General features: G+C 65.3%; 18 protein-coding genes and 3 tRNA genes. 11 read left to right on the top strand and 10 right to left on the bottom strand.

The window, feature by feature from the left end:
• The first annotated feature begins 20 nt into the window (after positions 1–20).
• The 3 genes from dapD to U743_RS05965 are packed head-to-tail and all read left to right on the top strand — an operon-like array spanning position 21 to position 2,984.
• The gene (dapD, locus tag U743_RS05975) at positions 21–842 is read left to right on the top strand and encodes a 2,3,4,5-tetrahydropyridine-2,6-dicarboxylate N-succinyltransferase (RefSeq protein ID WP_043766362.1); all 822 of its coding nucleotides are present in this window, start codon (positions 21–23) and stop codon (positions 840–842) included.
• 4 nt (positions 843–846) lie between these two features.
• Positions 847–2,004: a succinyl-diaminopimelate desuccinylase gene (gene dapE / locus U743_RS05970; RefSeq protein WP_043766359.1), complete on the top strand. Its 1,158-nt coding sequence runs from the start codon at positions 847–849 to the stop codon at positions 2,002–2,004.
• Positions 2,001–2,984, top strand: coding sequence for a YheT family hydrolase (locus U743_RS05965; protein ID WP_052367590.1), 984 nt, complete (start codon positions 2,001–2,003; stop codon positions 2,982–2,984). The genes dapE and U743_RS05965 overlap by 4 nt, the downstream gene beginning before the upstream one ends.
• Before the next feature lie 108 nt (positions 2,985–3,092).
• On the opposite strand, the gene U743_RS05960 is transcribed toward U743_RS05965, so the two are convergent.
• From U743_RS05960 to uvrB, 5 genes are all read right to left on the bottom strand, one after another.
• Positions 3,093–4,847: a patatin-like phospholipase family protein gene (locus U743_RS05960; protein ID WP_043766356.1), complete on the bottom strand. Its 1,755-nt coding sequence runs from the start codon at positions 4,845–4,847 to the stop codon at positions 3,093–3,095.
• 44 nt (positions 4,848–4,891) lie between these two features.
• Positions 4,892–5,911 carry a class I fructose-bisphosphate aldolase gene (locus U743_RS05955; protein ID WP_043766354.1) on the bottom strand — a complete coding sequence of 340 codons (1,020 nt, stop codon included), beginning with the start codon at positions 5,909–5,911 and terminating at the stop codon, positions 4,892–4,894.
• A 525-nt stretch (positions 5,912–6,436) separates the two neighbouring features.
• Positions 6,437–6,513, bottom strand: a tRNA-Val gene (locus tag U743_RS05950).
• Between the two features lie 33 nt (positions 6,514–6,546).
• The gene (gene nhaD, locus U743_RS05945; RefSeq protein ID WP_052367589.1) at positions 6,547–7,998 is read right to left on the bottom strand and encodes a sodium:proton antiporter NhaD; all 1,452 of its coding nucleotides are present in this window, start codon (positions 7,996–7,998) and stop codon (positions 6,547–6,549) included.
• 149 nt (positions 7,999–8,147) lie between these two features.
• The gene (uvrB, locus tag U743_RS05940; RefSeq protein WP_084191393.1) at positions 8,148–10,232 is read right to left on the bottom strand and encodes an excinuclease ABC subunit UvrB; all 2,085 of its coding nucleotides are present in this window, start codon (positions 10,230–10,232) and stop codon (positions 8,148–8,150) included.
• 71 nt (positions 10,233–10,303) lie between these two features.
• Between uvrB and U743_RS05935 the strand changes: the two genes are divergently transcribed.
• The 3 genes from U743_RS05935 (at position 10,304) to U743_RS05925 (ending at position 12,931) form a co-directional block, all read left to right on the top strand.
• The gene (locus tag U743_RS05935; RefSeq protein ID WP_043766350.1) at positions 10,304–11,488 is read left to right on the top strand and encodes a pyridoxal phosphate-dependent aminotransferase; all 1,185 of its coding nucleotides are present in this window, start codon (positions 10,304–10,306) and stop codon (positions 11,486–11,488) included.
• Between the two features lie 54 nt (positions 11,489–11,542).
• Positions 11,543–11,618, top strand: a tRNA-Asn gene (locus tag U743_RS05930).
• A gap of 479 nt (positions 11,619–12,097) precedes the next feature.
• On the top strand, positions 12,098–12,931 hold the full coding sequence (locus U743_RS05925) for a nitroreductase family protein (protein ID WP_084191392.1): 834 nt from the start codon (positions 12,098–12,100) through the stop codon (positions 12,929–12,931).
• A 39-nt stretch (positions 12,932–12,970) separates the two neighbouring features.
• On the opposite strand, the gene U743_RS05920 is transcribed toward U743_RS05925, so the two are convergent.
• From U743_RS05920 to U743_RS05910, 3 genes are all read right to left on the bottom strand, one after another.
• The gene (locus U743_RS05920; RefSeq protein WP_043766349.1) at positions 12,971–14,656 is read right to left on the bottom strand and encodes an AMP-binding protein; all 1,686 of its coding nucleotides are present in this window, start codon (positions 14,654–14,656) and stop codon (positions 12,971–12,973) included.
• A gap of 87 nt (positions 14,657–14,743) precedes the next feature.
• Positions 14,744–15,712, bottom strand: coding sequence for a patatin-like phospholipase RssA (rssA, locus tag U743_RS05915; RefSeq protein WP_052367588.1), 969 nt, complete (start codon positions 15,710–15,712; stop codon positions 14,744–14,746).
• Positions 15,713–15,733: 21 nt separating this feature from the next.
• The gene (locus U743_RS05910) at positions 15,734–16,981 is read right to left on the bottom strand and encodes a GGDEF domain-containing phosphodiesterase (protein ID WP_043766347.1); all 1,248 of its coding nucleotides are present in this window, start codon (positions 16,979–16,981) and stop codon (positions 15,734–15,736) included.
• A 216-nt stretch (positions 16,982–17,197) separates the two neighbouring features.
• Between U743_RS05910 and U743_RS05905 the strand changes: the two genes are divergently transcribed.
• Positions 17,198–18,028, top strand: a complete 831-nt coding sequence (locus U743_RS05905) for a chymotrypsin family serine protease (protein WP_043766345.1) — start codon at positions 17,198–17,200, stop codon at positions 18,026–18,028.
• Between the two features lie 126 nt (positions 18,029–18,154).
• Complete coding sequence (locus U743_RS05900) at positions 18,155–18,514, top strand: hypothetical protein (RefSeq protein WP_043766340.1); 360 nt, start codon at positions 18,155–18,157, stop codon at positions 18,512–18,514.
• 37 nt (positions 18,515–18,551) lie between these two features.
• Here the strand turns inward: U743_RS05900 and U743_RS05895 are convergent, their stop codons facing one another.
• The gene (locus U743_RS05895) at positions 18,552–20,486 is read right to left on the bottom strand and encodes an Ig-like domain-containing protein (RefSeq protein WP_043766337.1); all 1,935 of its coding nucleotides are present in this window, start codon (positions 20,484–20,486) and stop codon (positions 18,552–18,554) included.
• 147 nt (positions 20,487–20,633) lie between these two features.
• Between U743_RS05895 and U743_RS05890 the strand changes: the two genes are divergently transcribed.
• The 3 genes from U743_RS05890 to U743_RS05880 all read left to right on the top strand — a co-directional run bounded on the left by U743_RS05890 (position 20,634) and on the right by U743_RS05880 (position 23,241).
• Positions 20,634–20,710: transfer RNA gene (locus U743_RS05890), tRNA-Arg, on the top strand.
• Between the two features lie 39 nt (positions 20,711–20,749).
• Entirely contained in the window at positions 20,750–22,468 is a 1,719-nt protein-coding gene (locus U743_RS05885; protein ID WP_043766335.1) for an ExeA family protein, read from the top strand.
• A complete protein-coding gene (locus U743_RS05880; protein WP_043766331.1) occupies positions 22,468–23,241 on the top strand; it encodes a general secretion pathway protein GspB in 774 nt (257 codons plus the stop codon). The genes U743_RS05885 and U743_RS05880 overlap by 1 nt, the downstream gene beginning before the upstream one ends.
• On the opposite strand, the gene U743_RS05875 is transcribed toward U743_RS05880, so the two are convergent.
• Positions 23,230–24,456: an acetylornithine/succinyldiaminopimelate transaminase gene (locus U743_RS05875; protein WP_043771338.1), complete on the bottom strand. Its 1,227-nt coding sequence runs from the start codon at positions 24,454–24,456 to the stop codon at positions 23,230–23,232. The genes U743_RS05880 and U743_RS05875 overlap by 12 nt on opposite strands.
• Between the last annotated feature and the right edge of the window lie 42 nt (positions 24,457–24,498).

Genomic DNA, 24,498 nt, shown 5'->3' with positions numbered 1-24,498 from the left:
ACTAAGGAGAAAGCACTGCAATGAGCACCGAGCTGCAATCCGCCATCGAGCAGGCCTGGGAGGCCCGCGACTCGATCACCCCGGCGAATCGGGAGGTCGCGGAATCCGTCGAGGCCTGCATCCAGCTGTTGGACAGCGGACAGGGCCGCGTCGCCGAGCCGGACGGAAACGGCGGCTGGCGCGTCAATGAGTGGCTGAAGAAGGCGGTGCTGCTGTCTTTCCGTCTGCAGGGCAACGAGCCCGTCGAGATGGGCGCGCTGCGCGGCTGGGACAAGGTACCGCTGAAGTACGCGAATTGGAGCGAAGCGGACTTTCGCGACCAGGGCGCGCGCGTGGTGCCACCGGCGGCCGTGCGCCGTGGCGCCTATATCGCACCCAACGTCGTGCTGATGCCATCCTTCGTCAACATCGGCGCCTGGGTCGGTAAAGGCACCATGGTCGATACGTGGGCCAGCATTGGCTCCTGCGCCCAGATCGGCAGCAACGTTCACGTTTCGGCAGGTGCTGGCATTGGCGGCGTGCTGGAGCCGCTGCAGGCCAACCCCACGATCATCGAGGACGATTGCTTCATCGGCGCGCGCTCGGAGATTGTCGAAGGCGTGGTTGTCGAACAGGGCTCGGTGATCTCGATGGGCGTCTTTATCACGCAGTCAACCCCCATCTACGATCGCGAATCCGGCGAGATCCTGCGTGGCCGCGTCCCCGCCGGCTCGGTGGTTGTTGCCGGATCGCTGCCGCGCGACAACGGCGCCTACAGCATCAACTGCGCCGTCATCGTCAAGCGCGTCGACGCCGCGACCCGCGCCAAGGTCGGCCTCAACGCACTGCTGCGCGACGTCTGAGCCGATGACCAGCGACCGGCCCGGCGACCCGACGCGCGCGCTGCTCAAGCGCCTGATCGCCCGCGCCTCGGTGACGCCGGACGACGCCGGCTGCTGCGACATCCTCGCCGCCGAGCTGGCGCCACTGGGCTTTCAGGCACACGCCTTCGACGCCGATGGCGTGCGCAATCTGTGGCTGCGGCGCGGCACGCGCGCGCCCCTCTTCGTGTTCGCCGGGCACACGGATGTCGTGCCGCCCGGCCCTGAAGCGCGCTGGTCGAGCCCGCCCTTCAGCCCTACCGAGCGCGACGGCTGCCTCTACGGCCGCGGCGCGGCGGACATGAAGTCCGGGCTGGCCGCGATGGTCACTGCCGTGCAGCGCCTGCTCGCCGACGGCCACGAACCGGCCGGTAGCATCGCCTTTCTGCTGACCAGCGACGAGGAAGGTCCGGCCCGTTTTGGGACGCGCCATGTCATGGAGCAGCTCCGAGCGATGAATGTGCGACCGGACTACGCCATCGTCGGCGAGGCATCCAGCGTCGACAAGCTCGGCGACCGCATCATGATCGGCCGGCGCGGCTCCCTGAACCTTCAGCTGACCGTTGACGGCCGGCAGGGCCATGTCGCCTATCCGCACCGCGTCGACAACCCCATCCACCGCCTGAGCCGCGCGCTGGCCGCGCTGGCCGACGAGCGCTGGGACGAAGGCGACCGCGACTTTCCGCCAACTTCCTTCCAGGTCTCCAACGTCGGCGGTGGTACCGGCGCCAACAATGTCGTGCCGGGCAGTGCCTGGGCACAGTGCAACTTCCGGCACAGCCCGGCCAGCCCGGCCGCTGAGATCCGGCGCCGAGCGGAGGCCTTGATCGCCCGGCACTGTGCGGACTACGACGCCGAATGGCAGGTTTCGGGCGACCCCTTCGTCACGCCCCGGGGCCGCCTCAGCCAGGCTGCCGCCGCCAGCATTCAGACGGTCACCGGCCTCGATCCAGCGCTCTCCACGGCGGGAGGCACCTCCGACGCGCGCTTCATCGCGCCCGCTGGCACCCAGGTGATCGAGATCGGCCCCATCAACGCCAGCATCCACCAGATCGACGAACATGTCCGGCTCGCCGACCTCGATCCGCTCGCGCGCATCTACGAGGGCGTGCTGCGGCGACTGCTGGTCGAAGAGCCAGCGTGATTCCCGACTTCCGCCCGGCACCCTGGCTGCGCGCACCGCTGCTGCAGACGGCGCTGGCCTCTTTCCGGCTGCGGCGCCGCCGCATCCGCCGTCATCCGGTCGTCACCAGTGCCGAGCGACAGGTCCTGGACTGCGGCGACGGCGTCCGCCTGGTTGCCTGGATCAGCGCACCGCCGTCTGACTGCCGAGGGCGCGTCGTCCTGCTGCACGGCTGGGAAGGCTGCCACGATTCGGTGTATCTCATGAGCGCGGCGCGCGCGCTATTCGATGCCGGCTGGCAGGTCACCCGCCTGAATCTGCGCGATCACGGCTATACGCACGACCTGAATCCGGAAATGTTCCATTCCGGACGCCTCGATGAAGTCTGCGGAGCGCTCAAGGCGATTGCCGCCATGGTAGGCGGCGACCTTCGTGTAGTCGGTTTTTCGCTCGGCGGAAACTTCGCGCTGCGCCTCGGCGAGGCGCGCACGGAGAAGGATCTGCCAGTCAGCCAGTGCATCGCGGTTTGTCCGGCTATCGCACCGCGCGCTACTCTCGAAGCACTGGATCATTGCCCGAAACCCATTCGGCGCTATTTCGAGCGTAAATGGCGCCGATCGCTGCATGCTAAGCAAGCGGCCTGGCCCGATCACTACGACTTCTCGGAGCTGCGCCAGCTATCCGGCTTCGTCACCATTACCGAGCGTTTCAGCCACGAGCACACCCCCTACCCCGGCCTCGACGACTACCTCGCCAGCCACGACATCAGCCGAAACGCAGATCTCGGTACGGTTACACCCACCACCGTCATCACCGCCAAGGACGACCCGGTTGTGCCGTGGTCAGCTTTCGAACACATCCGCCGCAGCCCGTCGATCCGCCTAATCGCCACCGAGCACGGCGGTCACTGCGGCTTCATCGAGAACCTGCGCATGGACAGCTGGATCGACCACTGCCTGACGGTCTGCCTCGCTGATGAGGGCATTCAGCCATCGAACTGAGCTTGAACAGCCTTCCCGCCCGGCGGTTGCCGAGGCACAACGATCAGGTTCCACTGACACCACAGGGGCAGGTGCAGCTTCCAGAGTCGCTACGCTTCGGCAGCGACTTCAGGCGGCCTCTTCGACCTCCCTCAGCCAGCGCTCAAGCCGCTCCTCAGCGTGCGCTCTGGCGCGATCCACGAGCTCATCGAGCCGCTCCCACTCGAACATGCCAACGCCCGACACCGGCATGCGCAGATAGCAGTCGGTACGTGCGGCCCGGGCTTCGAGTTCCTCCTCGGTCGACAGCGTGGCGGTACGGTAGAGCACCCGGAAGATATTGACGTCCTCGCCCGCGCGCAGTCCGCCTTCTCCGGAGCCAGCGCCAAAGCGCTCGTCCGCCGATACATCGGAAGCGAGCACAGGTCCACGGCCGAGATCGGCGAGCAGACCGGAGGGCACCGGACTGAGCACGCCACCGTCGACGAGGACGTCGCCGTTATAGATTACCGGCGGAGCAACCCCGGGCACCGACATGCTCGCGACGAGCCAGTGCGCGAGCAGACCACGGTCGTGAATCTCGGCGCGGGCACGGGTCAGATTCGTGGTCGTGCAGGCGAAGTAACCGCGCATCTCCTCGATACGCGTGGAGCCGAATATCTGCTCCAGATGCTGGCGCGCCCGCCGCGCACGAATCAGCGAGACACGCGGCAGTGTGAAGTCGTTCAGCAGGTTGCGCGCCACGAACATATCGTGAGCCACCGCTCGTACCTGTGTCGCGTCACGCCCTGTGGCGGAGAGCGCGCCGATCAGCGCCCCCATGCTCGTACCCACCACGAGATCGGCCTGCAGCCCGAGCTTCTCCATCGCTTGCAGCAACCCGATGTGCGCGAATCCGCGCGCGCCACCGCCACCGAGTGCAACGCCGATTGCCTGCCCCGTCAGCAGGCGCACCATGCGATCAAATCCGGCGCGCTCGCCGACCCGCACCCGATGGTGCATGCGTGCCCCCACCAGCGCCCGCCACGCCAGCGGGTCGCTGGCCCCGCTGCCGACGATGACCACCTCCGGCTCGGCCTTGCCGCGCAGTCCCGCGAGATGCCGCGTCAGCGGGCTGCTGCTCGCGGCCATGCCGGAGGCCGCCACCACAATGATGCGATCAGCTTGACGCAGGCTACGCGCGCACCAAGCGTCATCCGTATGCCGCGCCATGTAAACCACGAAGCGGTAGTCGCGCTCGAGCCCGTCCAGAAGAGGCACGCTCTCATCATCGGAGAGGTCGCGATCACACTGACGCAGCGTATCCGGCCCGTCGATGCATTGGCCATCGCTGCGTACGACGCTGCCGCGATCGCGCAGGGAGGTCAGTAGTGCGTCTGCGACCACCTCCACCGGTGCACCTTCATGCGCCGGCACGACTGCCAGTGTTCGCGCGCTGCGCCGCTCGTCGCCAGTGCGCGGTGGCGGGGTATAGAGAACAGCACGCAGCCACTGGCGCACCGCCTCGCGGCCGAAGTTCGGGTGGCGATACAGCAAGCGCTCGACGGCTGCTTCGCCGATACACACCACCTCGGTGTCACGCATCGCGCGCAAGGTCGCGCGATGCGGCTTGCCGGCCATCAGCGAGAGACCGCCCATCGTGTCCCCGGCACGCAGCTCGCGGAGCACGTGTACCACACCATGCTCGTCGCGCCGCTCCGCACGCATGCGTCCGTGCGCGACTAGGTAGAGGCCGTCCGGCGAAGTGCCCTGCTCGTAGAGCACCTCGCCACCCGGCAGGCGCTGGAGGCTGCAGGCACGCACAACACGCGCCATCCCCACGCGCCCGATGCCTGCAAAAATGTCAGAGGCGCGCAGGGCTTCGGCGATGCGATCCGCGCTCATCGCCGAGGCCAAGGAATGCAGTCAGTTGGCCCGGGCCGCGTCGATCAGGCCGCTTCTTCCATGGCCTCGCTATAGCGGCCGGTAGCTGCCAAACCGTTGAGCTTGGCGCGGTGAAAATAAGCCTTCTGCGCGGCTTCGGCATTCCCCGACTGCCCCGCCCATGCTTTCAGCGCCGGAGCCTGCAGTGCGCGCCCATAACTGAAGGTCAGCGACCAAGGCGCGCCCTCCATCTTGTTCATCGCGTCCAGATGCTGCGTGGCCAGTTCGTCCGACTGCCCGCCCGAAAGGAAGGCAATACCCGGTACCGCGGCAGGCACGCAGCGTCGCAGGGTCCGCACGGTAGCGGCCGCCACAGTCTGCACATCGACCTGCTGCGGGCAATTCTTGCCCGGCAGTACCATGTTCGGCTTGAGGACCATGCCCTCCAGCAGCACGCGCTGCAGTCGCAGGGCAGCGAAAGTGGCTTCCAGCACGCGTGTGGTTACTGCCTCGCAGACTTCGTTGCTGTTGTCACCATCCATCAGCACTTCCGGCTCGACGATTGGCGTGATGTTGGCTTCCTGGCAAAGCGCGGCATAGCGGGCCAGCGCGTGCGCGTTGACATCAATGGCGCAGTCGCTCGGCATGTTCTCGCCAATGGTGATTACCGCGCGCCACTTGGCAAAGCGCGCCCCGGCCTCGCGGTACTTCTCCAGCCGCTCGCGCAAGCCGTCGAGGCCTTCCGTCACGGTCTCGCCCGGGCAAGCGACCAAAGGCTTGGCGCCCTTGTCGACCTTGATTCCCGGGATGATGTCGCGCGAAGCGAGCAGTTTGGGGAAGGGGGTACCGTCAGCGCTACTCTGGAAGAGCGTTTCCTCGAAGAGGATCACGCCGCTGACGTAATCCTCGGCGCCCACCGTGGTGAACAACAGGTCGCGATAAGCGCGCCGGTTCTCCTCGGTGTTTTCCACAGAAATCGAGTCGAAGCGCTTCTTGATGGTGCCGGTGGACTCGTCGGCGGCCAACAGGCCACGCCCCGGGGCCACCATCCTGCGAGCGGTGTCGGCAAGAATCTTTTCGTCCATCGTCAAGCTACTCCAGTCTTGATGCGGCGCTCGGCCTGCCGGCGGCGCGCGGATAGGGAAATGGCGTGTTCAGACTCGCAGCCCGGACGCCACGCGCCCGTTTAGTCTGTGTCGCAAGTTTATCACCGCATTCGGCCAACAGAACCCCGGGAAGCCGTCGCGCCGCAGCTTTCGCTCGCATGGCGCGACCCGACGAGCCAACGCATGGCTCCGACGCTGTGACGCTCCTCGCCTTGATGGGCGTCCAACAAGTAGCCGCCCACAGCCAGTACATCGTCCATGCGGCGGAAGACGTTCGTGCAGCTACTCCCACTCATCCCCGATCCCCGTACCGAATACGAAGAAGCCCCAGTGAGCGGGGCCTCGTCTACGACTTGGTAGGCGCAAGTGGACTCGACGAAGCCACAGAAGGCAGTTGCGCGCGAAACCCGGAGCGAAGCAGTGGTCGGTGCGGCAAAAATCCACGCCTCGGTACGCCAGCGCCAGACACGAAAAAGCCCCGGCGAACGGGGCTTCTCCTACGCTTGGTAGGCGCGATTGGACTCGAACCAACGACCCCCACCATGTCAAGGTGGTGCTCTAACCAGCTGAGCTACGCGCCTGCAGAGCGCGCAGTTTATAGAGGCGCGCCCCGGCTAGCAACAGCCGGGCGCAAAGTACTCGCCATTAATGAGGAAATGCACCCAGATGCCGGCGGCATAGCCGAGGCCGATGGCCCATGACCAGCGCAGATGGCCGAAGAAGGTGTAATAGCCACGCGCAGTGCCCATTACTGCAACGCCCGCCGCCGAACCGATGGCCAGCAGCGAGCCGCCGATTCCGGCGGTCAGCGTCGCCAGCAACCATTGTCCGTCGCTCATCTCCGGGAACATGCTGAGCACCGCGAACATGACAGGGATGTTGTCAATGACCGCCGAGATGATCCCGACCAACACATTGGCTACCGTCGGGCCCAGCACACCGTAGAGCATCTGGGAGCCCACGGCGAGATAACCCAGGGTGCCCAGGCCGCCCACGCACATGATGATCCCGTAGAAGAAGAGCAGGGTGTCCCACTCCGAGCGCGCTACCTGGTTGAAGGTATTCAGGCGCCGCGGTCGGTGCGGGTCGCTGCCCTCGGCGTCGCTCAACCCGCCCTGGTCGATGAACTGGTGGTGCATCTCGTCCTCGGCGCCGCGCTTGCCCACACGATTAAGCGCATAGCTGGTCAGCATCAGAGCGCCCAGCCCTCCCATCATGCCCAGGGCCGGCGGCAGGTGCAGCGCGGCGTGCAGGGTTACGGTCAACGCGATGGTGCCGAGAAACATGAAGCAAACGACGATGCCGCCGTAGCGGATCACGGGCCGCACGGCCAGCGGCTCGGGCGTGGCCTTCGGCACCTGGGTGGACATGATGACGGCCGGAATCAGCCAGCTGACCAGCGACGGGAAGAAGAGCACCAGGAACTCGTGCGCAGGGAATACGCCCTTCTGCCAAACCATCAGGGTAGTGATGTCGCCAAAGGGGCTCCAGGCGCCGCCGGCGTTGGCCGCAACAACGATATTGATGCAGGCCACCGTGACGAATTTCGGATGTCCGCTGCCGACGGCGATGGCGACCGAGGCCATGACCAGCGCCGTGGTCATGTTGTCCGCAACCGGCGACAGGAAGAAGGCGATAAGGCCGGTCAGCCAAAAAAGCGTGCGCAGCGAAAACCCGCGCGATACCAGCCAGCCGCGCAGGGCGTTGAAGACGCCGCGCTCATCGAGGGTATTGATATAGGTCATCGCCACCAGCAGGAAGAGGAAGAGCTCGGCGTACTCGACGAGACTGTGGCGGACGGTGTCGCCAACGATCTCGGTATTACCTATCTGCGCGTAGGTCGCACCGATCATGCCCCAGATGATGACCGCCCCCAGCAGCACCGGAATCGACTTGCGCAGGTGCAGCCACTCTTCCATGACCACCAGCACATAGGCCAAGGCAAAGACGATGAGCGCGATGATGCCGACGGTGGTCTGGGTCATGTCCAGCGGCGCCGAGGCAGTCTCGGCAGCGGCGGCGGCGAGGGGGAACATGCCGCAGAGCGCGGTCAGCAGGTAGCGCATGATGCTTCCGAGGGCGAGTGACGGGCGCGCATCTTACCGACACGCTTATCGGCGCGCAGAGCGGCAGCAGTTCCCTGATGTAACGAATCGGGCGAATTTCTCGATATCAGCGCACAGTCGCGTCATTTCGCTGCACACCAGCATCCGGCTTATGCAGCGCTGATGAGCCCGTCCTCCTTGAGTTTGTGCAGCGCATCACGCAGCCGAGCGGCCTTCTCGAACTCCAGATTCTGCGCCGCGGCGTACATCTCCTTCTCCATCTCGGCGATCTTGCGGCCCAGCTTCTCGGGAGGGACACGTCGGTAGCCTGCCGGCGCTTCCGCGACCTTCGCCCCCCGCTCGGTGCCACCTTCGACGGCCTTTTCGTAGCCGGCGTGCATGACATCATCGATACGCTTGCGGATGCCCTGCGGGGTGATGCCTTGCGACTTGTTGTGCGCCAGCTGCTTGTCGCGACGCCGATCGGTCTCGTCGATGGCCCGGCGCATCGAATTGGTAATGCTGTCGGCGTAGAGAATTGCCCTGCCCTCGATGTGCCGGGCGGCACGACCGATGGTCTGGATCAATGAGCGCTCGGAGCGCAGGAAACCTTCCTTGTCCGCGTCGAGAATGGCCACCAATGACACCTCGGGCAGATCCAGCCCCTCGCGCAGCAGATTGATGCCCACCAGGACGTCGAAATGCCCTAGGCGCAAGTCGCGGATGATCTCGGCACGCTCGACGGTATCAACGTCGGAGTGCATGTAACGGACCTTGACGCCGTTCTCGTGCAGATAATCGGTCAGATCCTCGGCCATGCGCTTGGTGAGCGTCGTAACAAGCACGCGCTCGCTGCGGTCGGCCCGGATGCGCGCCTCGCTCAGTAGATCGTCGACCTGGCTGCCCACGGGGCGGACTTCGACGGCGGGGTCGACGAGACCAGTGGGCCGCACCACCTGCTCGACCGTCTGCGCGGCGTGCTCGGCTTCATAGGGGCCGGGCGTGGCCGACACGAAGATCGACTGCGGCACCAGCCGTTCGAACTCCTCGAACTTCAGCGGGCGGTTGTCCAGCGCCGAAGGCAGCCGGAAGCCGTATTCGACCAACGTCTCCTTGCGCGCGCGATCGCCCTTGTACATGCCGCCGATCTGCGGAACCGTCACGTGCGACTCGTCGATCACCACCAACGCATCCGGCGGCAGATAGTCGAAAAGACACGGCGGTGGCTCGCCGGGCGCGCGCCCGGAGAGGTAGCGCGAGTAGTTCTCGATGCCGGAGCAGTAGCCGATCTCCTGGATCATTTCCAGATCGAAGGTCGTGCGCTGCTCCAGACGCTGCGCTTCCAGCAGCTTGTCGTTCTCGCGGAACTGTGCGAGGCGGTCGCGAAGCTCTTGCTTGATGCTGTCGAACATGTCGAGCAGGCGCTGGCGCGGTGTGACGTAGTGCGACTTGGCGTAGATGGTCGCGCGCGGCACCTTCTGGTAGACCTCGCCGGTCAGCGGGTCGAAGTAGCTGATAGTCTCGATCTCGTCGTCGAAGAGCTCGATGCGTACAGCCTGCTCTTCCGACTCCGCCGGATGGATGTCGATGGTCTCGCCGCGCACTCGGTAAGTGCCGCGCTTGAGCTCCGTGTCGTTGCGCGTGTATTGCATCTCGGTCAGCCGCCGGATGACCTCGCGCTGATCCATGCGGTCGCCGACAACCACGTGCAGCACCATCTTGAAGTAGGATTCGGGATCACCAAGACCGTAAATGGCGGAGACCGAGGCCACGATGATGGCGTCCCGGCGCTCCATCAGCGCCTTGGTGGCGGACAACCGCATCTGCTCGATGTGATCGTTGATCGAGCTGTCCTTCTCGATGAAGGTGTCGGTGCTGGGGACGTAGGCTTCCGGCTGGTAGTAGTCGTAATAGCTGACGAAGTACTCCACCGCGTTGTTCGGGAAGAAGCTCTTGAACTCGCCGTAGAGCTGCGCTGCCAGCGTCTTGTTCGGCGCCATGATCAGCGTCGGGCGCTGCACCTGGCTGATGACGTTTGCGATGGTGTAGGTCTTGCCGGAGCCAGTGACGCCCAGCAGCGTCTGGTGCAGCAGGCCATCATTCAGTCCCTGCACGAGCTGCTCGATGGCCTGCGGCTGGTCGCCGGCCGGCGGCCAGTCGGATTCCAGCGCGAAGCGGCTGTCACGCCGGCGCTGCAGGCGGACGACCTTGTCCTCACCGCTCGGAGCTGCTTCCTGCTTGCTGTCGTCGCTCATCGCACCGTGAAGCCGGAATGGGAGCCGGGTATTATTGCGCGCCGACCCCTTCTCTGTCCGCAGGCCTGCACTTGGATACGACACTTGCCGTGCGCGTCACGCGCATCAAGCCCTCCCCCACCCTCGCCGTAACCGCCAAGGCCGCTGAGCTGCGCGCCGCCGGCGAGGATGTACTCTCGCTGGCCGCGGGTGAGCCGGACTTCGACACGCCCGAGCACGTCAAGGAGGCCGCCATTCGCGCGCTGCGCGACGGCAAGACCAAGTACACCCCGGTGGGCGGCACGCCAGCGCTGAAGAAGGCCATCATCGCCAAGCACGCGCGCGACAACGGCCTGGATTACAAAGCATCGCAGATCCTCGCCTCGGTGGGCGGCAAGCAGGCCTGCTACAACGTCTGCCAGGCGCTACTCAACGCTGGCGACGAGGTGCTGATCCCGGCGCCCTACTGGGTGTCCTACCCGGATATGGCGCTGCTCGCCGATGGCGAGCCGGTGATCATCCCGACCACAGCCGAGAGCCGCTTCAAGATGACGCCGGAGGCGCTGGAAGCCGCCATCACGCCGAATTCGCGGCTGCTCTTCCTCAACAGCCCGTCGAATCCTTCCGGCATGGCCTACACGCGCGCCGAGCTGGCCGCGCTGGGCGAGGTGCTGCTACGTCATCCGCGCATCGTCATTGCCAGCGACGACATGTACGAGAAGATCCTGTGGGCGGACGAGCCTTTCGCCAACATCATCAACGCCTGCCCGGAGCTTTACGAGCGCACGGTGGTCATCCACGCCGTATCCAAGACCTACTCCATGACCGGCTGGCGCCTGGGCTGGTCGGCCGGCCCGGAATGGCTCATCGGCGCCATGGCGAATATCCAGTCGCAATCGACCTCGAACCCGACCTCGATCGCCCAGGAAGCCGCCATCGCCGCGCTCGAGGGCGATCAGGCCTGCGTCGCTGAAATGACCGCCGCCTTCAGGGCGCGACACGACAAGTTGGTGGCCGGCCTGTCCGCGCTGCCCGGCGTGCACTGCCACGCGGGTGACGGCACCTTCTATGCCTTTCCCGACTTCTCCGAAGCCATGCACGCCGCGGGCTTCGACGACGACGTCGCCTACGCCAACCACATTCTCGACAAGGCCAAGGTAGCGCTGGTGCCGGGCTCGGCCTTCGGCTCGCCCGGCTGCATGCGTCTGTCCTTCGCCACCGCCGAAAGCGTGCTCGACAAGGCGGTCGAGCGCCTCGGCGAGCTTCTGCGTGAATGAGGGCCGCGGCAAGCCTTGCGGGCAAGCGCACCGCCCCTTAGAATGCGCGCCTCTTCCGCGATAGCTCAGTTGGTAGAGCAAGTGACTGTTAATCACTGGGTCGTAGGTTCGAGTCCTACTCGCGGAGCCAGTTATTGAGAATCCCGGCCTTTTTGCCGGGATTTTTTGTTTGCGCTTCATGGGGCTCTCACCTACGACTTCGTCGTAGGTTGCTGAGTACATCCTGTACTCAGCCCTCCGCTTCGCTCCGGGCTCCGCCGCTACGCGGCTCCGCGCCGTTTTGTTCCGGACAAAACGGTCGAGTCCTACTCGCGGAGCCAGTTATTGAGAATCCCGGCCTTTTTGCCGGGATTTTTTGTTTGCGCTTCATGGGGCTCTCACCTACGACTTCGTCGTAGGTTGCTAGGTACCTCCTGTACCTAGCCCTTCGGGCTTGCGCGCGATTTTGTTCCAGACAAAATCGTGCTGGCATCCTTGTACCCAGCCCTCCGCTACGCGGGTCCGTACGGCTTTGTTCCTGACAAAGCCGTGTCAGGATGGACGTACCCGCCATGTGCCGATGCGGGGCGCTATGCTCCCGCGTCATTTCACGACCCGGAAACGAGCAACATGGCGAGCCCATCTCCCCGAAAATCCACCAGCGGGCAATCTGCCGGCGGCAAACGCGCTGGCAAGCCGGCTTCGGCGGCGCGAAAGGCATCGAAGCCCGAGCGCCATATCGAACCGACACCGCCATCGATCGAAACCGAGGCCTTTCGACAGACCGTGCTGACGCGTCGCTCCGTGCGGCGCTTCACGGATACCCCGATCCCGGCCGAGGTTCTGGACGACTGCATCGACATGGCGATGCTGGCCCCCAACTCCTCGAATCTGCAGCCTTGGGCCTTCTATAAGGTGCAGAGTCCGAAGGCCCGCAAGCTGGTGATCGACGCCTGCCTCGGTCAGAACGCCGCCAAGACGGCTGCCGAGCTCATCGTGGTGGTCGCGCGCACCGACACCTACCTGGAGAACGCTCGCCTGAATCTTTCGAGCTGGCCAGAGGGACAGATACCGAAGGTCGTCCGCGACTATTACGGCAAGCTGGTCCCGCTGATGTACAGCCAGGGCCCGCTGGGCGCGCTGGGAATCGCCAAGGGCGTCGTCACGAACGTCATCGGTCAATTCCGGCCGATGATCCGTGGCCCCTTCAGCACCAATGAGATGAAGGTCTGGGCCGTGAAGAGCACGGCGCTGGCTGCCGAGAACCTGATGCTGGCGCTGCGCGCCCATGGCTTCGACAGCTGCCCGATGGAGGGCTTTGATGAGTCGCGCGTCGCCCGCATGCTCAAGCTGCCTGCGAGCGCCTCCATCCCCATGATCATCGGCGCCGGCGAGCGCGCGGCCAACGGGGTCTATTACCCGCGCCTGCGCTTTGCCCGCGAACGCTTCGTTTTCACCGTCTAGCGCAGCCGGGCCAGCGCCCGTCCTGCGCCGGTCGGGCGCCTACTCCCAGACGACCTTCTTCTTCTGCTCGTACCACGCATCGAAACGGTTCTGGTAATGGCTCTCGATGACGTTGCGCTTGATCTTCATGGTCGGGGTCAGGAAGCCGTTATCCATGGTCCAGGGCTCCTTGACGATGACGATGCAGGCCAACTTCTCGTGGTCCTCGCAGCCCGTATTGACCTCGGTGAGTAGCGCTTCCAGCTCGGCTTCGAGCTGCTGACGGTCGCCCCCGGATGCCAGTTCCTGCCGCGCCTCGTCCGACAGCAGAACGAGGGCGCAAGGCTGGGGCTGATTGGCACCGGCGACACAGACCACCTCGACTTTAGGATGGTTGAAGCGGTTCTCGATGGGCACCGGGACCACGTACTTGCCCTTGGCGGTCTTGAAGATGTCCTTGACGCGGCCGGTGATGCGCAGATAACCCTCGCCGTCGATCTCGCCCATGTCGCCGGTCTTGAGGAAGCCGCCCTCGGTGAGGTCCTCCTTGGTTTTCTCTTCGTTCTTGTAGTAGCCGAGCATCTGGCTCGGCGACTTGACCAGCACCTCGCTGGTCTCCTTGTCGATACGGCACTCGACACCCGGGTTCGGTACGCCCACCGTGCCGATCTTCGCCCGGCCCGGCCGGTTGGCGTGCGAGTAGCCGAAGTTTTCGGACATGCCGTAGACCTCAAGCAGCTCGAGCCCGAGCTTGCGGTACCAGGAGACGATCTCGCCCGGCAGCGGCGCAGCGCCGGTGAGCGCAGCCCGACAATGCTCAAGACCCAGTTGCTTGAGGATCTTCTTTTTAATCAGTCCGGAGAGGATGGGAATGCTGAACAGAACCTTCTGCTTTTTCGGCGGCAGCTTCTCGCAGATGCCGAGATAGAACTTCATCCAGAGACGGGGCACCGAGAAGAAGAGCGTCGGGCGCGCGCGTTGCAGGTCCTCCTGGAAGGTATCCAGCGAGTTCGCAAAATAGATGTGGAAGCCGAAATACAGCGCGGAGGTCTCGACCGCGGCACGCTCGGCAACGTGCGCCAGCGGCAGGTAGGAAAGCATGCGGTCGTTCTGGTCGACCGGGAAGATCTCGTACAGACCATGCGCCCCCTGCAGCATCGTGCGGAAGCTGTGCATAACGCCCTTAGGACGCCCGGTGCTCCCCGAGGTATAAACGAGGGTAGCCAGGTCATCAACACCCGGTAGCTTTGGCTCCTTCTCCGGCTCCGTCTCCTGGCAGATCCGCTCCCAGCTGGGCGTATCCTCTCGTGGCGACATGGGTAGCGAGATCACGGGAAGGTCCTGCGGAAGAGCGTCCTTCAGCTCATTCCAACCGTCCGCGGAGCCATCCATCTTTCCGAGCATGAGCAGCTTCGATTCGCTGTGCTCCAGCACGTAGTTGGCGGTTTCGGCATTCAGGGTCGGATAGAGCGGTACCGTGACGTGACCGGCCATCCAGATCGCGAGATCCGCCAGGATCCAGTGCGCCGAGTTGCGGCCGAGCAGCGCGATGCAGCTGCCGGGCGGCAAATCCAGCGCGCGCAGGTGCCCTGCAACGCGAGCAACCTGGTCGGCCGCCTGCGCCCAGCTGATGTCCTCCGAACGCCCGTCGGGATAAGGCTGCGTCAGGAAGATCTCATCAGGCGTGGCATTGGCCCAGTGCAGTAGGCAATGCACATGGGTCGCCTTCGCGGCCTCCTCGGTCATAGCGTCTCCTTGATCAATTGATTACGGCACCCGCGGCGCTCGTTTCGCGCACGATACCTGCCTCTCAGCCCGCTACCAAGCGCCCGCTCAGGAATCCGGCTCCGGCTCGGCTTCCCCCACCCATGCGTGGATGATCTCGGCATGCTGCTCAATGAGTCTCCGCCCCTCGGCAATGGCCTCGTCGGCGCGATGAAAATCCATGAAGGCGAAGTCAGGAAGCAAGGGATTCAGGGTGATTTCGGGCGGGTCCCCGGCCATGCGGCTGCGGGTGACGCGGTCCTGCATGATGTTGACGCTGTTAGCAATAACGTCAAAGAGCCCCGGATCGTCACCATCGTCATCCCCGTAGTTGCTCGAGAAGTAGGCAAGCGCGCGTTCCAGGAATCCGATATCACCGCGGCTTTCCGCCTGCCGGCGCGCCTGCTCGCGGCTGGCGCGCGACAGATGCGCGCGCACGAGCTGGGCGTTGAGATTCACGGCAATGACGACGTCGGCACCCAGCGCCCGCGCCGTCGAAACGGGCACGGGGTTGACCAACCCGCCGTCGAGCATCCATCGGCCCTCAATCTTCACCGGCGAAAAGACACCGGGAATCGCGCAGGATGCGCGCGCGGCGGGCAAGATCGGGCCACGCGTGAACCAGCGCTCGCGTCCGCTCTTCATTTCGGTCGCAACGCTGGCGTAGCGCTGCTCCAGGTCCTCGATGTTCGGATTCCGATAGCCATCCTGGAAAAAGCCGAAAAGCTTCTCGCCCTTGACGACCCCGCCCGCGAACTTGATGTCCATGAGATTGAAGACATCGCGCGGTGTCAGCTTGCGCACCCAGGCCGCGAAGTCGTCGAGCTGCCCTGACACATAGACGGCACCGACCAAGGCGCCGATGGACGTCCCCGCCACCACGCTGGGACGCACGCCCATCTCCTCCAGCGCCTGGATGATGCCGATATGCGCCCACCCTCGCGCCGAGCCGCTGCCCAGCGCGAGCCCGACGACGGGTGATGTCGGTTCCGCCGCAGCCCCTGCCCCGTTGGCGCCCGAACTAGCTCGATTGGCCACAGCAACCACCCTGCCCTGTCGTCACAGCAGCTTCTCCAGTTCCTGCAGCGTCATCGCCGGATGAAACGCCCAGCCCTGACCATAGTCGATGCCAATGCCCCGCAGCCGATGCGCGACCTCATCGTTTTCGATGAACTCCGCCGTTGTCTTCTTGCCAGTGGCCGCGGATACCGTATGGATGGCGCGAATGATCAGCTCATTCTCCACGCGCTCATCAATCTCGCGCACGAAAAGCCCGTCGATCTTCACTTCGTCCACCGGCAAGCGACTCAGATAGCCGAAGGAGCAATAGCCGACGCCAAAGTCATCGAGCACAAAGCGGCAGCCGAGGCGGCGCAGATTCTCGATCTTTTGCCGTGTCTCCTCCATTTGCTCCACGGCTTCGGTCTCGGTGATCTCGAAGGCGAGCTTGCTGGCAGCAATGCCGGAGCCCGTAACCATCGCGAAGATGGCGTGCATCGTTGGCGCGTCCATCAAGGTCTGCGCCGAGAGGTTGATCGACACACTATCCAGCGCCGCCAAAACACCCGGATGCTCACGCAGAGCATCAATGGCATGACGCACGATATAGGCGTCGACATCCGGCATTACCCGCATCGAACGCGCGGTCTCCAGCAAGTGCTGCGGCGCCTTGCCGAAGGCGTCGCGCGGATCCAGGCGCACCAGCATCTCTGCCTTGGCGATGGGAAAACCCCGTTCCTGCAGGCGCACGATAGGTTGCGCGTGCACCTCCAGCTGCCCCTCCTGCAGGCAGCGCTGCAGCAATCGCAGATTGTGCAGATCCTCCTCCATCGCTCCGCGCCGCAGCTGATCCGGCGCGTGGAAGACCACCTCACTGCTACCACGACGCTTGGCCTCCGCACAGGAAGCCATTGCCGCGCGCAGGCTCGCGTCCACCGAATCCTCCGACCGCATGACGACCACGCCCACGGCATATCGGTTCAGGGCGCCGAAATCCACCGGAAACAGCGCACCGAGCTCGGGGGATTCCTGCAAGCACTGCAGCATTCTCGATGCCTGCTCGATGGCGTCCATGGGGCTGTCCACCGCCAGAATCAGGCTGAACTCTCCCCCCCAGGGTCGGCCCAGGTACCCCTCACCCTGCATCCAACTCTCGAGTTGCTTGGCCACTGCCGCGAGCAAGGCGTCGCCATGATCCAGGCCGAATGCCAGATTCACGCGGCGCATGGCGCGCACATCGATATGGAACAGCGCGAAGAGGCCGCTGCGCCCTTCCAGCCACGCGGCGATCTCCTGTTGCCCGCTCATCCCTGTATCTCCCATGCTCGCGGTATCAGAACGCGCTGACAACATGCGCGCGGCACTCTCTAGTATGCAGCGCCATAGCCGATCCTGTTGCATCGCAAACCGGGAAACCGACGAAAAATGCGGCACCGTTTGCCGAGCCCTTATGCCGGATATCTGCCAAAGCGCTACCCTCTCGCCGAAAGGGAGCGAAGCGCGTCGCGCCGCGGGGAGGCCACAATGAAACGACACACGATAAGCATCCTGTCACTGCTGACGGTTGCCCTGTTCGCCGGCTGCGGGCCGGAAACTGACCAATCCAGCGACGGCGCCCCGATGGCCGACAGTAGCAGTGGGCCCGCGCCCCGGGATGCCGCTCCCGTAGGTATCAGTCGCTGCGAGGGCGTGCGCCCCGGTGCTGCCGTTTTCGTCGGAGGCAGCCAGTGCACCTTGAACTTCGTCTACCGCGACGGTGCCGGCACTGAGTACATCGGCACAGCCGGCCACTGTGTACTCGGCGAGAGCGCGCTCGGCGGCGAGGATGCCGGCGAAACGAGTTGGCACACCGGTTCCGGGCCGGAGGCGTTCGATATCAACGGCAACCGCATCGGGCGCTTCGCCTACGCCGTGCTTTCCCCACCCAAGGATTTTGCCCTGATCCGCATCGCCAACGGCGTAGCGTCGAACCCTAGCAGCTGCCACTTTGGGGGCCCGACCGGCATCAACGAGGAACTGAGCAGCGGCCCCACCGTGCTGCGCTACTACGGCAGCGGGCTGGTGACCGGCCAGCTGCTCCCTGCTCGCAGCGCGCTGGCGCTGTCCATGACCAATCCCGACCAAATCATACTGACCGGAGTCGCCACGCCCGGCGACTCTGGCGCCGGTGTGCTCGACCAGGAAGGACGCGCTGTCGGCGTTCTGGTCACCGTCGGCGCAATCCTCGGCGGCATCGGCACTAATGCCGTCGACGCCGGCACTATCGGTGTAACCCGCCTGCCGCCCCAGCTGCGGCGCGCGCGGGAAATACTGAGGCGCCCCAACCTGGATATCGTGCGTGGCTCGGGGGCCTGATCCCCACCTGAAAAACGGCAGCCAAGTGCATCGCCGAGGATAGTGCCAGCGGGGACATATGTCCGGACGGACAAGTATGCTGCCCGCTCCCGCAACCCTTTGCACCTGCCCGATCAAGGAATCCGCATGCTGCGCCGACGCAATCCCTACACGATCCCGCTACTACTGGTTGCGGTGGGTGGAGGGCTAGTCGCCTATCACGGCGAAACGCTCTATCGCTTCGAGCCGATGAGCGAACGGCAGATCGAGCAGCAAGCGATCCAGCAGCTGGAAGCGCTGGAAGAGCGCCGCGGCCCGCACCTCAGCCCTATCCAGGGCGAGCGCCGCCAGGCGCTGGAGCAGCGCCTTCAGGCGGAGATTCGCGGCGTACACGAGCGCCCCAAGCGCGAGGCCGAGCGCTGGTTCTTCGCCGGGCTGGCCGCGCTGATTATCGGGCTCGGCCACGGCCTATCCATACGTTGGATGACCCGCCAGGAAGACCGCTAGACGGCGACCGCGCGCAGCGGTCGCCTGCGGAGCCACTTCAACTCGGATTCACGCACTCGTCGGCGGTGCCGAAGGGGCTGATGAGGTTAGGGGGCGTGATGTCGAGATCGTTGACGTCCTCGGCCGCCACCGGAAGCGTGAAATCAAGTCGACGTGTGCTCTCGGTGCCGTCCACCCGCGCCGTAACGCTGAGCCGCACCAGCACCCACTGCGCCACGCTCTGCGCCCAGCGCAGCTCGAAGCTGGCTACACCATTTTCGTTGATCTCCGCAGTGTTGGGCGCGCTGGCGACCGCCGGCGGATCGATGTTGCCGTTGCCGTTGTAATCATCCGACCGGTTGAGATCGCCGGTGCCCAGCGGATCCTCCGAGCGGCAACCGAAGGGCCCCTGCCCGAAATAGGGCCCAAATTCACGTGCCGGATCCGGATTCGGCGTGCCGTAGAAGGGATCGCTACTGTCCACGGTCGTCACCTGGATCCAGCGCTCGGCGCCTCGCGTGTAAGCCCCTTTCTGATACTCCAGCGAACGCAAGGTCAAGCGAAACTCGGTGTCCTCCGGGGGCGGATTCCCCGCGGCATCCGTGATGATCGCGTTGTAGATCTTCGAATAAGTGGCATCCTCGCCGTTCTTCGAAATTTGGTTATCCGAGCCCAGGACGATGAAAAGCGGCGCGGCGCGCACCGTCAGATTTACGTCATCGCTAGCGATCTCAGGGTCACCGATGCTCGCCGTGACGACCACGGACTCGGTGTCAGATCCCGTTTCACCGGGTTGGTAAGTCGTACGAGCAATACCCTGCGTATCGGTGGTAGCAATACCAACCGTGATCCCGCCGGCCGAGTTATCCGAGAGCGAGAACCGAACTGTCTCGTTCTTCACCGGATTACCGTCGCCGTCAGTCACTCGGGCAGTGATGACGGACTCCTCGTTACGACCGAGGGTCGCTGGCTCAGGCTGCAGGGTAATGAACTCCGGCATGGTACTGACCAACTCAATCTGGCGCGAACGCTCCACGCTTTCGTCGCCTTCGGGACCTTTGGCGGTAATCAACACCGGGCCCGCACCATCGCTGCTCTGCGAACTTAGCGTGACTCGGGCACGACCCTGCGCGTCGGTCTGACCGCTCAGAGCCGAAAGATCCCCACGCGTCGCAGAGAACTCAACATTCTCGCCAACCGCCGGGCTACCCTGCTCGCTGATCTCGACCTCGATATCGACGTCATCCTGAAAGCTGGCTTCCAGATCCTCCTCCGGATCCAGGAACTCGATCTGGAAACGGGAGGTGAGAAAGCTCGCCTCTTCGCTCAAGCCGAAACCCTCGAAGCTCAGCGTGTCCTCACCCGGCACCGTTGCAGTGACGGTAACGCTCGCGCGGCCGGTACCATCCGTGGTGACGGATGCGGGATCAACTGTATTGCCGTTTGACGAGCCGATATCGATACGCTGGCCCGAAATCGGCCGCCCGGCTGCATCAACGAGACGCACCTCGAAGGACTCGCTCGCCGAAGGGCGGATTGCCTGCGGCCCGGATATTTCCAATCGGGTTCCCACCACATCCACCGTCTGGCTGCTTTGTGCCCCGCCTCCGGATGCGGTAACGGTGATGCTGCGATTGCGGGCATCGCCGGGAGTCGTCAGAATTGCCGAAGCGCGGCCGGCTTCCGTCGTTTCCGCATCAAGCACCTGCAGCGTGGCGCCGGAACTAGCGCCGAAGCTGATCGTCGCGCCTTCCACCACAGTGCCACCAGCATTCCTGGCGATGGCCGTCAGCTCGACACCATCCTCGGCAACGCTGGCGCTGGAAGGAAGCTGCGTGCTGCTCGTCAACAAAACGATGCTGCTGACGGTGGTGTCGTCGTCCGTATCGTCATCGCCGCCCGGCCCACCGAGTTCGGCGTCCCCCCCACAGGCGGCCGCAAAGATGGACAGCAGGAAGATCCCGCCCAGATTCCGAACATCGTGCTTGCGCATCGAATCCCCTTGCACGCTGATTTCGTGATTGTATTCCGCCGGATACTACGGGTGCTGGCCGGCCGCCACAAGCCATTGCATCGGCCGAATCGGACCGCTCACGCCGCTACCAGCGAATTTGCGAACCGTTATCCTGTGCAGCTGCCGGTCCCTGTAGCTCAGTCGGATAGAGCGGCCGCCTCCTAAGCGGCAGGTCGCAGGTTCGAATCCTGCCAGGGACGCCATCTCTTCGCTCTTCCCGGAGGGCGCTCCGGGCGCCGACCTTGTACACGCACTTCTTCCACTTCCGCGAGCCGCCGTTCTCGATCACGCCGGATCCGGCCTTCCTGTATCTGTCGCCGCGCCATCACGAGGCGCTGGCACATCTGCTCTACGGCACCGGCGAGTCGGGTGGCTTCGTACAGCTTACCGGCGAGGTGGGCACCGGCAAGACCACTGTCATCCGCACGCTGCTGGAGCAGCGCATGCCGGAGGTCGACGTTGCGCTGATCCTGAACCCGCGCCAGACCGCGCCGGAGTTCCTGCAGTCGATTTGCGACGAGCTGGACGTCGCCTATGCAGAACCCATCTCGCTCAAGGGCCTGGTCGACGCGCTCAACCGGCACCTGCTCGCCACGCACTCGCAGAATCGGCGCACGGTGCTGATCATCGACGAGGCACAGAACCTCTCGGAGGATCTGCTGGAGCAGGTGCGCCTGCTGACCAATCTGGAGACCAGCAAGCAGAAGCTGCTGCGCATCATGCTGATCGGTCAGCCCGAGCTCGACGAGTTGCTGGCTCGGCCCGGTCTGCGCCAGCTGGCACAGCGCATCACCGCGTGCTTCCATCTCACTGCGCTGAGCCGTGACGAGACCTGCGAGTACATCGCCCACCGCCTGCGCGTAGCCGGCGGCGAGGCCGCCATCTTTGACGCGGCGGCCATGCGCGCCGTCTACCGCCATTCGGGCGGCGTGCCGCGTTTGATCAATGTGCTCTGCGACCGCGCGCTGCTCGCCGCCTACGGGGCCAACGAGGCGCGAGTCAGCGCCGCACGAGTAGCCGAGGCCGCGCGCAGCCTCGGCCACGGCCGCCGGCCGGGCACCTCGGCCTGGCAGCGCTGGCGACCCGCACTGCCTTGGGTTCCTGGCGTGGCACTCGCCGGCATGATCGCCTCCGCCTGGTGGTGGAGCCTGGACCCCGCGCCGAACGCTGCGCCCGACGCGCAAGTGGACGCCGCAGCGGTGACGCCCCAAGCCCCCCAAACACCTCGACCGGAGCCCCCCGCCACGCCGCCGACCGCGCCCGAATCCGTTACCGAGAGCCCCGATCCCGACTCGCGCGGCGTTGATGAGCCCGCCATCGAGCCACTCCGCATGCCGCGCGTTACCGACACCGCGGCCATGCTCGCCGGCCTGCCTTCACTCGGAGAGCAGGTCGCTCTGCTGCTCGGCCAGTGGGATGCCGCCATCCGCCTCGACGGCGAGCAGCCGGTCTGCGAGGCGATCCGCGATGCCCAACTTCGCTGCCTACGCGAGCGCAATGACTGGGCGGCGCTGGGGCGCTACGACCGTCCCGCCATTCTTACGCTGGTCGAGCCCGACGGCGAGCAGCGCTACGCCCTTCTGCGCCGGCTCTTCGATGCGCACGCCGAGATCGTCGTTGACGACCGCCTCGCCTTGGTGCCGCGCGCGGCGCTCGATCGACTCTGGAGCGGCGAGTTCCTGCTCTTCTGGCGTGACTACGGCCCGGAAGGAGTGATCCGGCCGGGCGACAGCGGTGAGGCCGTACGCTGGTTGCGCCGCAGCCTCGCTCAAATTGAGGAGCAGCCGATGCTCACCGAGGCCGCGTCGGACTTCGACAACGCTCTGCGCGATCGCGTCGAGGCCTTCCAGAGCAGCCAGGCATTGAAGGTTGACGGCCATGTCGGCGAGAAGACGCGGCTCATGCTGATGCAGAAGCTGCATCCGGATGACGGACCGCGTTTGCGCCCGGAGGGTGGCTGATGTCGCATATCCTGGAAGCCTTGCGCCGCGCCGAGGACGAGCGTCGCCTCGGCAAGCCGCCGGACCGAGGCATGATCGCCGGCCCGCTACGCAGCAATCACCCGCGCGCAAATCACAGGCGGTGGCTATCGATTATCGGGGCACTCCTGCTCGCGGTCGCGGCCGTGCTCGCCTATCGGGAGCTGGCCCCCCGGAATGATGGCGCGCCCCCCGCGTCCTCAACTGCGTCCTCTACGACGCCTCTGCCGCCCATCGCTACCGCGCCGCCAGCTCCGTCACCGCAGACGAAGCAGGCGCCCACGCCTGCGCCACCGGCCGCGCCCGCCGAGCTCTCGTCTGACGCACCCGAGCTGCCACGAGCGCGCCTGGATGAAGCTGGGCGCATCCAGAACCTGGACGCACTTTTCGCGGAGCAAGAACAAACCGCACCGCCGACGCCGGCAACCGTCGACAACAGCAGCGAGACCAGCCTAGAACCACGTGACGTTTTTCAGACGCCCGGGGAGGCCCCCTCGGAAACCAAGATCCCGGCATCGAGCGCTTCCAGCGAGGCAAGCGATCTACCCAGCACGCGCAGCGCCGGCATGCCCGATTTCACGATCCAGGTACACGCTTGGGCACCAGAGGCCGAGGAGCGCTTCATCCGGGTGGACGGCCGCCGTCTCGTAGAGGGCGACAGCCTGCCCAACGGCGCGCGCATCGCGCGTATCGCCCGCGACGGCGTCGTTCTGGAATGGCGCGGGCAGCGCCTGATGCGCCGCCTAGGCCGCTGAGCTCAGCTTGGACAGCGCGCTGTCCAGTCGGGCGAGACCGTCCTGCAGCTCGGCTTCGTCGATATTCAAGGGTGGCGCGAAGCGCACGACATCGGGGCCGGCAACCAGGCACCAGACGCCGGCCGCCTGACCGGCCCTGACGATCTCCCCGGCGCGCCCGCGCCAGGGTTCGGCCGTCACCGCCCCCAGCAGCAGACCGCTGCCGCGCACGCCCGCGAAGATGCCGTGGCGCGCCGCCATGTCCTGCAGCGCCGCGCGCATGGCCAGGCCACGCTGCTGCACGCCGTGCAGGAAGTCCGGCTCGGTGATGATGTCCAGCACGCGCTTGGCTACCGCGCAGCCGAGCGGGTTGCCGCCGAAAGTGGTGCCGTGCGTACCAGCCGGCAGATAAGCGGCAATCTCCGCAGTGGTCAGCATCGCGCCGATAGGAAAACCGCCGCCCAGCCCCTTCGCCGTGCTCAGCACATCGGGTGTCACTTCCGTCTGCATGTAGGCGTAGAGGCTGCCGGTCCGGCCGACGCCGGACTGCACTTCGTCGAAGACGAGCAGCGCATCGTGCCGGTCACAGGCCGCGCGCAGTGCCGCCAGAAAAGCCGGGTCGGCTGGCATCACGCCACCCTCGCCCTGCAGAGGCTCGACGATCACCGCGCAGGTCTGCGGACCGATGGCGGCTTCGGCGGCGGCGATGTCGTTGTAGGGCAGATGGCGGATGCCTCCGGGAAGCGGGCCGAAATGCTCGCTGTACTTCGGCTGGCCACCAACACTGACCGTGAACAGTGTCCGGCCGTGGAAGGAATTCGAGAAGCTCACGATCTCGTGCTTGTGCTCGCCGTGCTTCAGGCTGGCGTAGCGCCGCGCCAACTTGAGTGCGGCCTCGTTCGCTTCGGCGCCGGAATTGCAGAAGAAGGCGCGCTCGGCGAAAGTCTCCGCACACAGTTTCTCCGCCAGCGCCAGCGCCGGAACGTTGGTCACGACATTCGAGACGTGCCAGAGCATGCCGGCCTGCTCGGTGAGCGCCGCAATCAGTTCGGGATGGCAGTGGCCCAGGCTATTGACGGCGATGCCGCCGCCGAGATCGATCAGCTCGCGACCGTCGGCTGTCCACACGCGCGCGCCCTCGCCGCGCACCGGCACGAAGTCCGCCGGTGCGTAGTTGGGGACCATCAGGTCGAAGTAGCGGGCTGCCGAGGGGGCGGCCGAATGGGTCTGATTCATGGCATACAAACGAAAAAGCCGGCGCATGGCCGGCTTCAAGCG

The sequence above is a fragment of the Algiphilus aromaticivorans DG1253 genome, from assembly GCF_000733765.1.
In the GTDB taxonomy this organism is placed as follows: domain Bacteria; phylum Pseudomonadota; class Gammaproteobacteria; order Nevskiales; family Nevskiaceae; genus Algiphilus; species Algiphilus aromaticivorans.
This window is presented reverse-complemented; position numbering and strand designations above follow the sequence as displayed.

Bases quoted from the DNA above. Each gene is read 5' to 3' on its own strand.
- dapD (WP_043766362.1), top strand. From the start codon at position 21: ATGAGCACCGAGCTGCAATCCGCCATCGAGCAGGCCTGGGAGGCCCGC.
- dapE (WP_043766359.1), top strand. From the start codon at position 847: ATGACCAGCGACCGGCCCGGCGACCCGACGCGCGCGCTGCTCAAGCGC.
- U743_RS05960 (WP_043766356.1), bottom strand. From the start codon at position 4,847: ATGAGCGCGGATCGCATCGCCGAAGCCCTGCGCGCCTCTGACATTTTT.
- U743_RS05955 (WP_043766354.1), bottom strand. From the start codon at position 5,911: ATGGACGAAAAGATTCTTGCCGACACCGCTCGCAGGATGGTGGCCCCG.
- nhaD (WP_052367589.1), bottom strand. From the start codon at position 7,998: ATGCGCTACCTGCTGACCGCGCTCTGCGGCATGTTCCCCCTCGCCGCC.
- uvrB (WP_084191393.1), bottom strand. From the start codon at position 10,232: ATGAGCGACGACAGCAAGCAGGAAGCAGCTCCGAGCGGTGAGGACAAG.
- U743_RS05925 (WP_084191392.1), top strand. From the start codon at position 12,098: ATGGCGAGCCCATCTCCCCGAAAATCCACCAGCGGGCAATCTGCCGGC.
- U743_RS05920 (WP_043766349.1), bottom strand. From the start codon at position 14,656: ATGACCGAGGAGGCCGCGAAGGCGACCCATGTGCATTGCCTACTGCAC.
- U743_RS05910 (WP_043766347.1), bottom strand. From the start codon at position 16,981: ATGAGCGGGCAACAGGAGATCGCCGCGTGGCTGGAAGGGCGCAGCGGC.
- U743_RS05905 (WP_043766345.1), top strand. From the start codon at position 17,198: ATGAAACGACACACGATAAGCATCCTGTCACTGCTGACGGTTGCCCTG.
- U743_RS05900 (WP_043766340.1), top strand. From the start codon at position 18,155: ATGCTGCGCCGACGCAATCCCTACACGATCCCGCTACTACTGGTTGCG.
- U743_RS05895 (WP_043766337.1), bottom strand. From the start codon at position 20,486: ATGCGCAAGCACGATGTTCGGAATCTGGGCGGGATCTTCCTGCTGTCC.
- U743_RS05880 (WP_043766331.1), top strand. From the start codon at position 22,468: ATGTCGCATATCCTGGAAGCCTTGCGCCGCGCCGAGGACGAGCGTCGC.
- U743_RS05875 (WP_043771338.1), bottom strand. From the start codon at position 24,456: ATGAATCAGACCCATTCGGCCGCCCCCTCGGCAGCCCGCTACTTCGAC.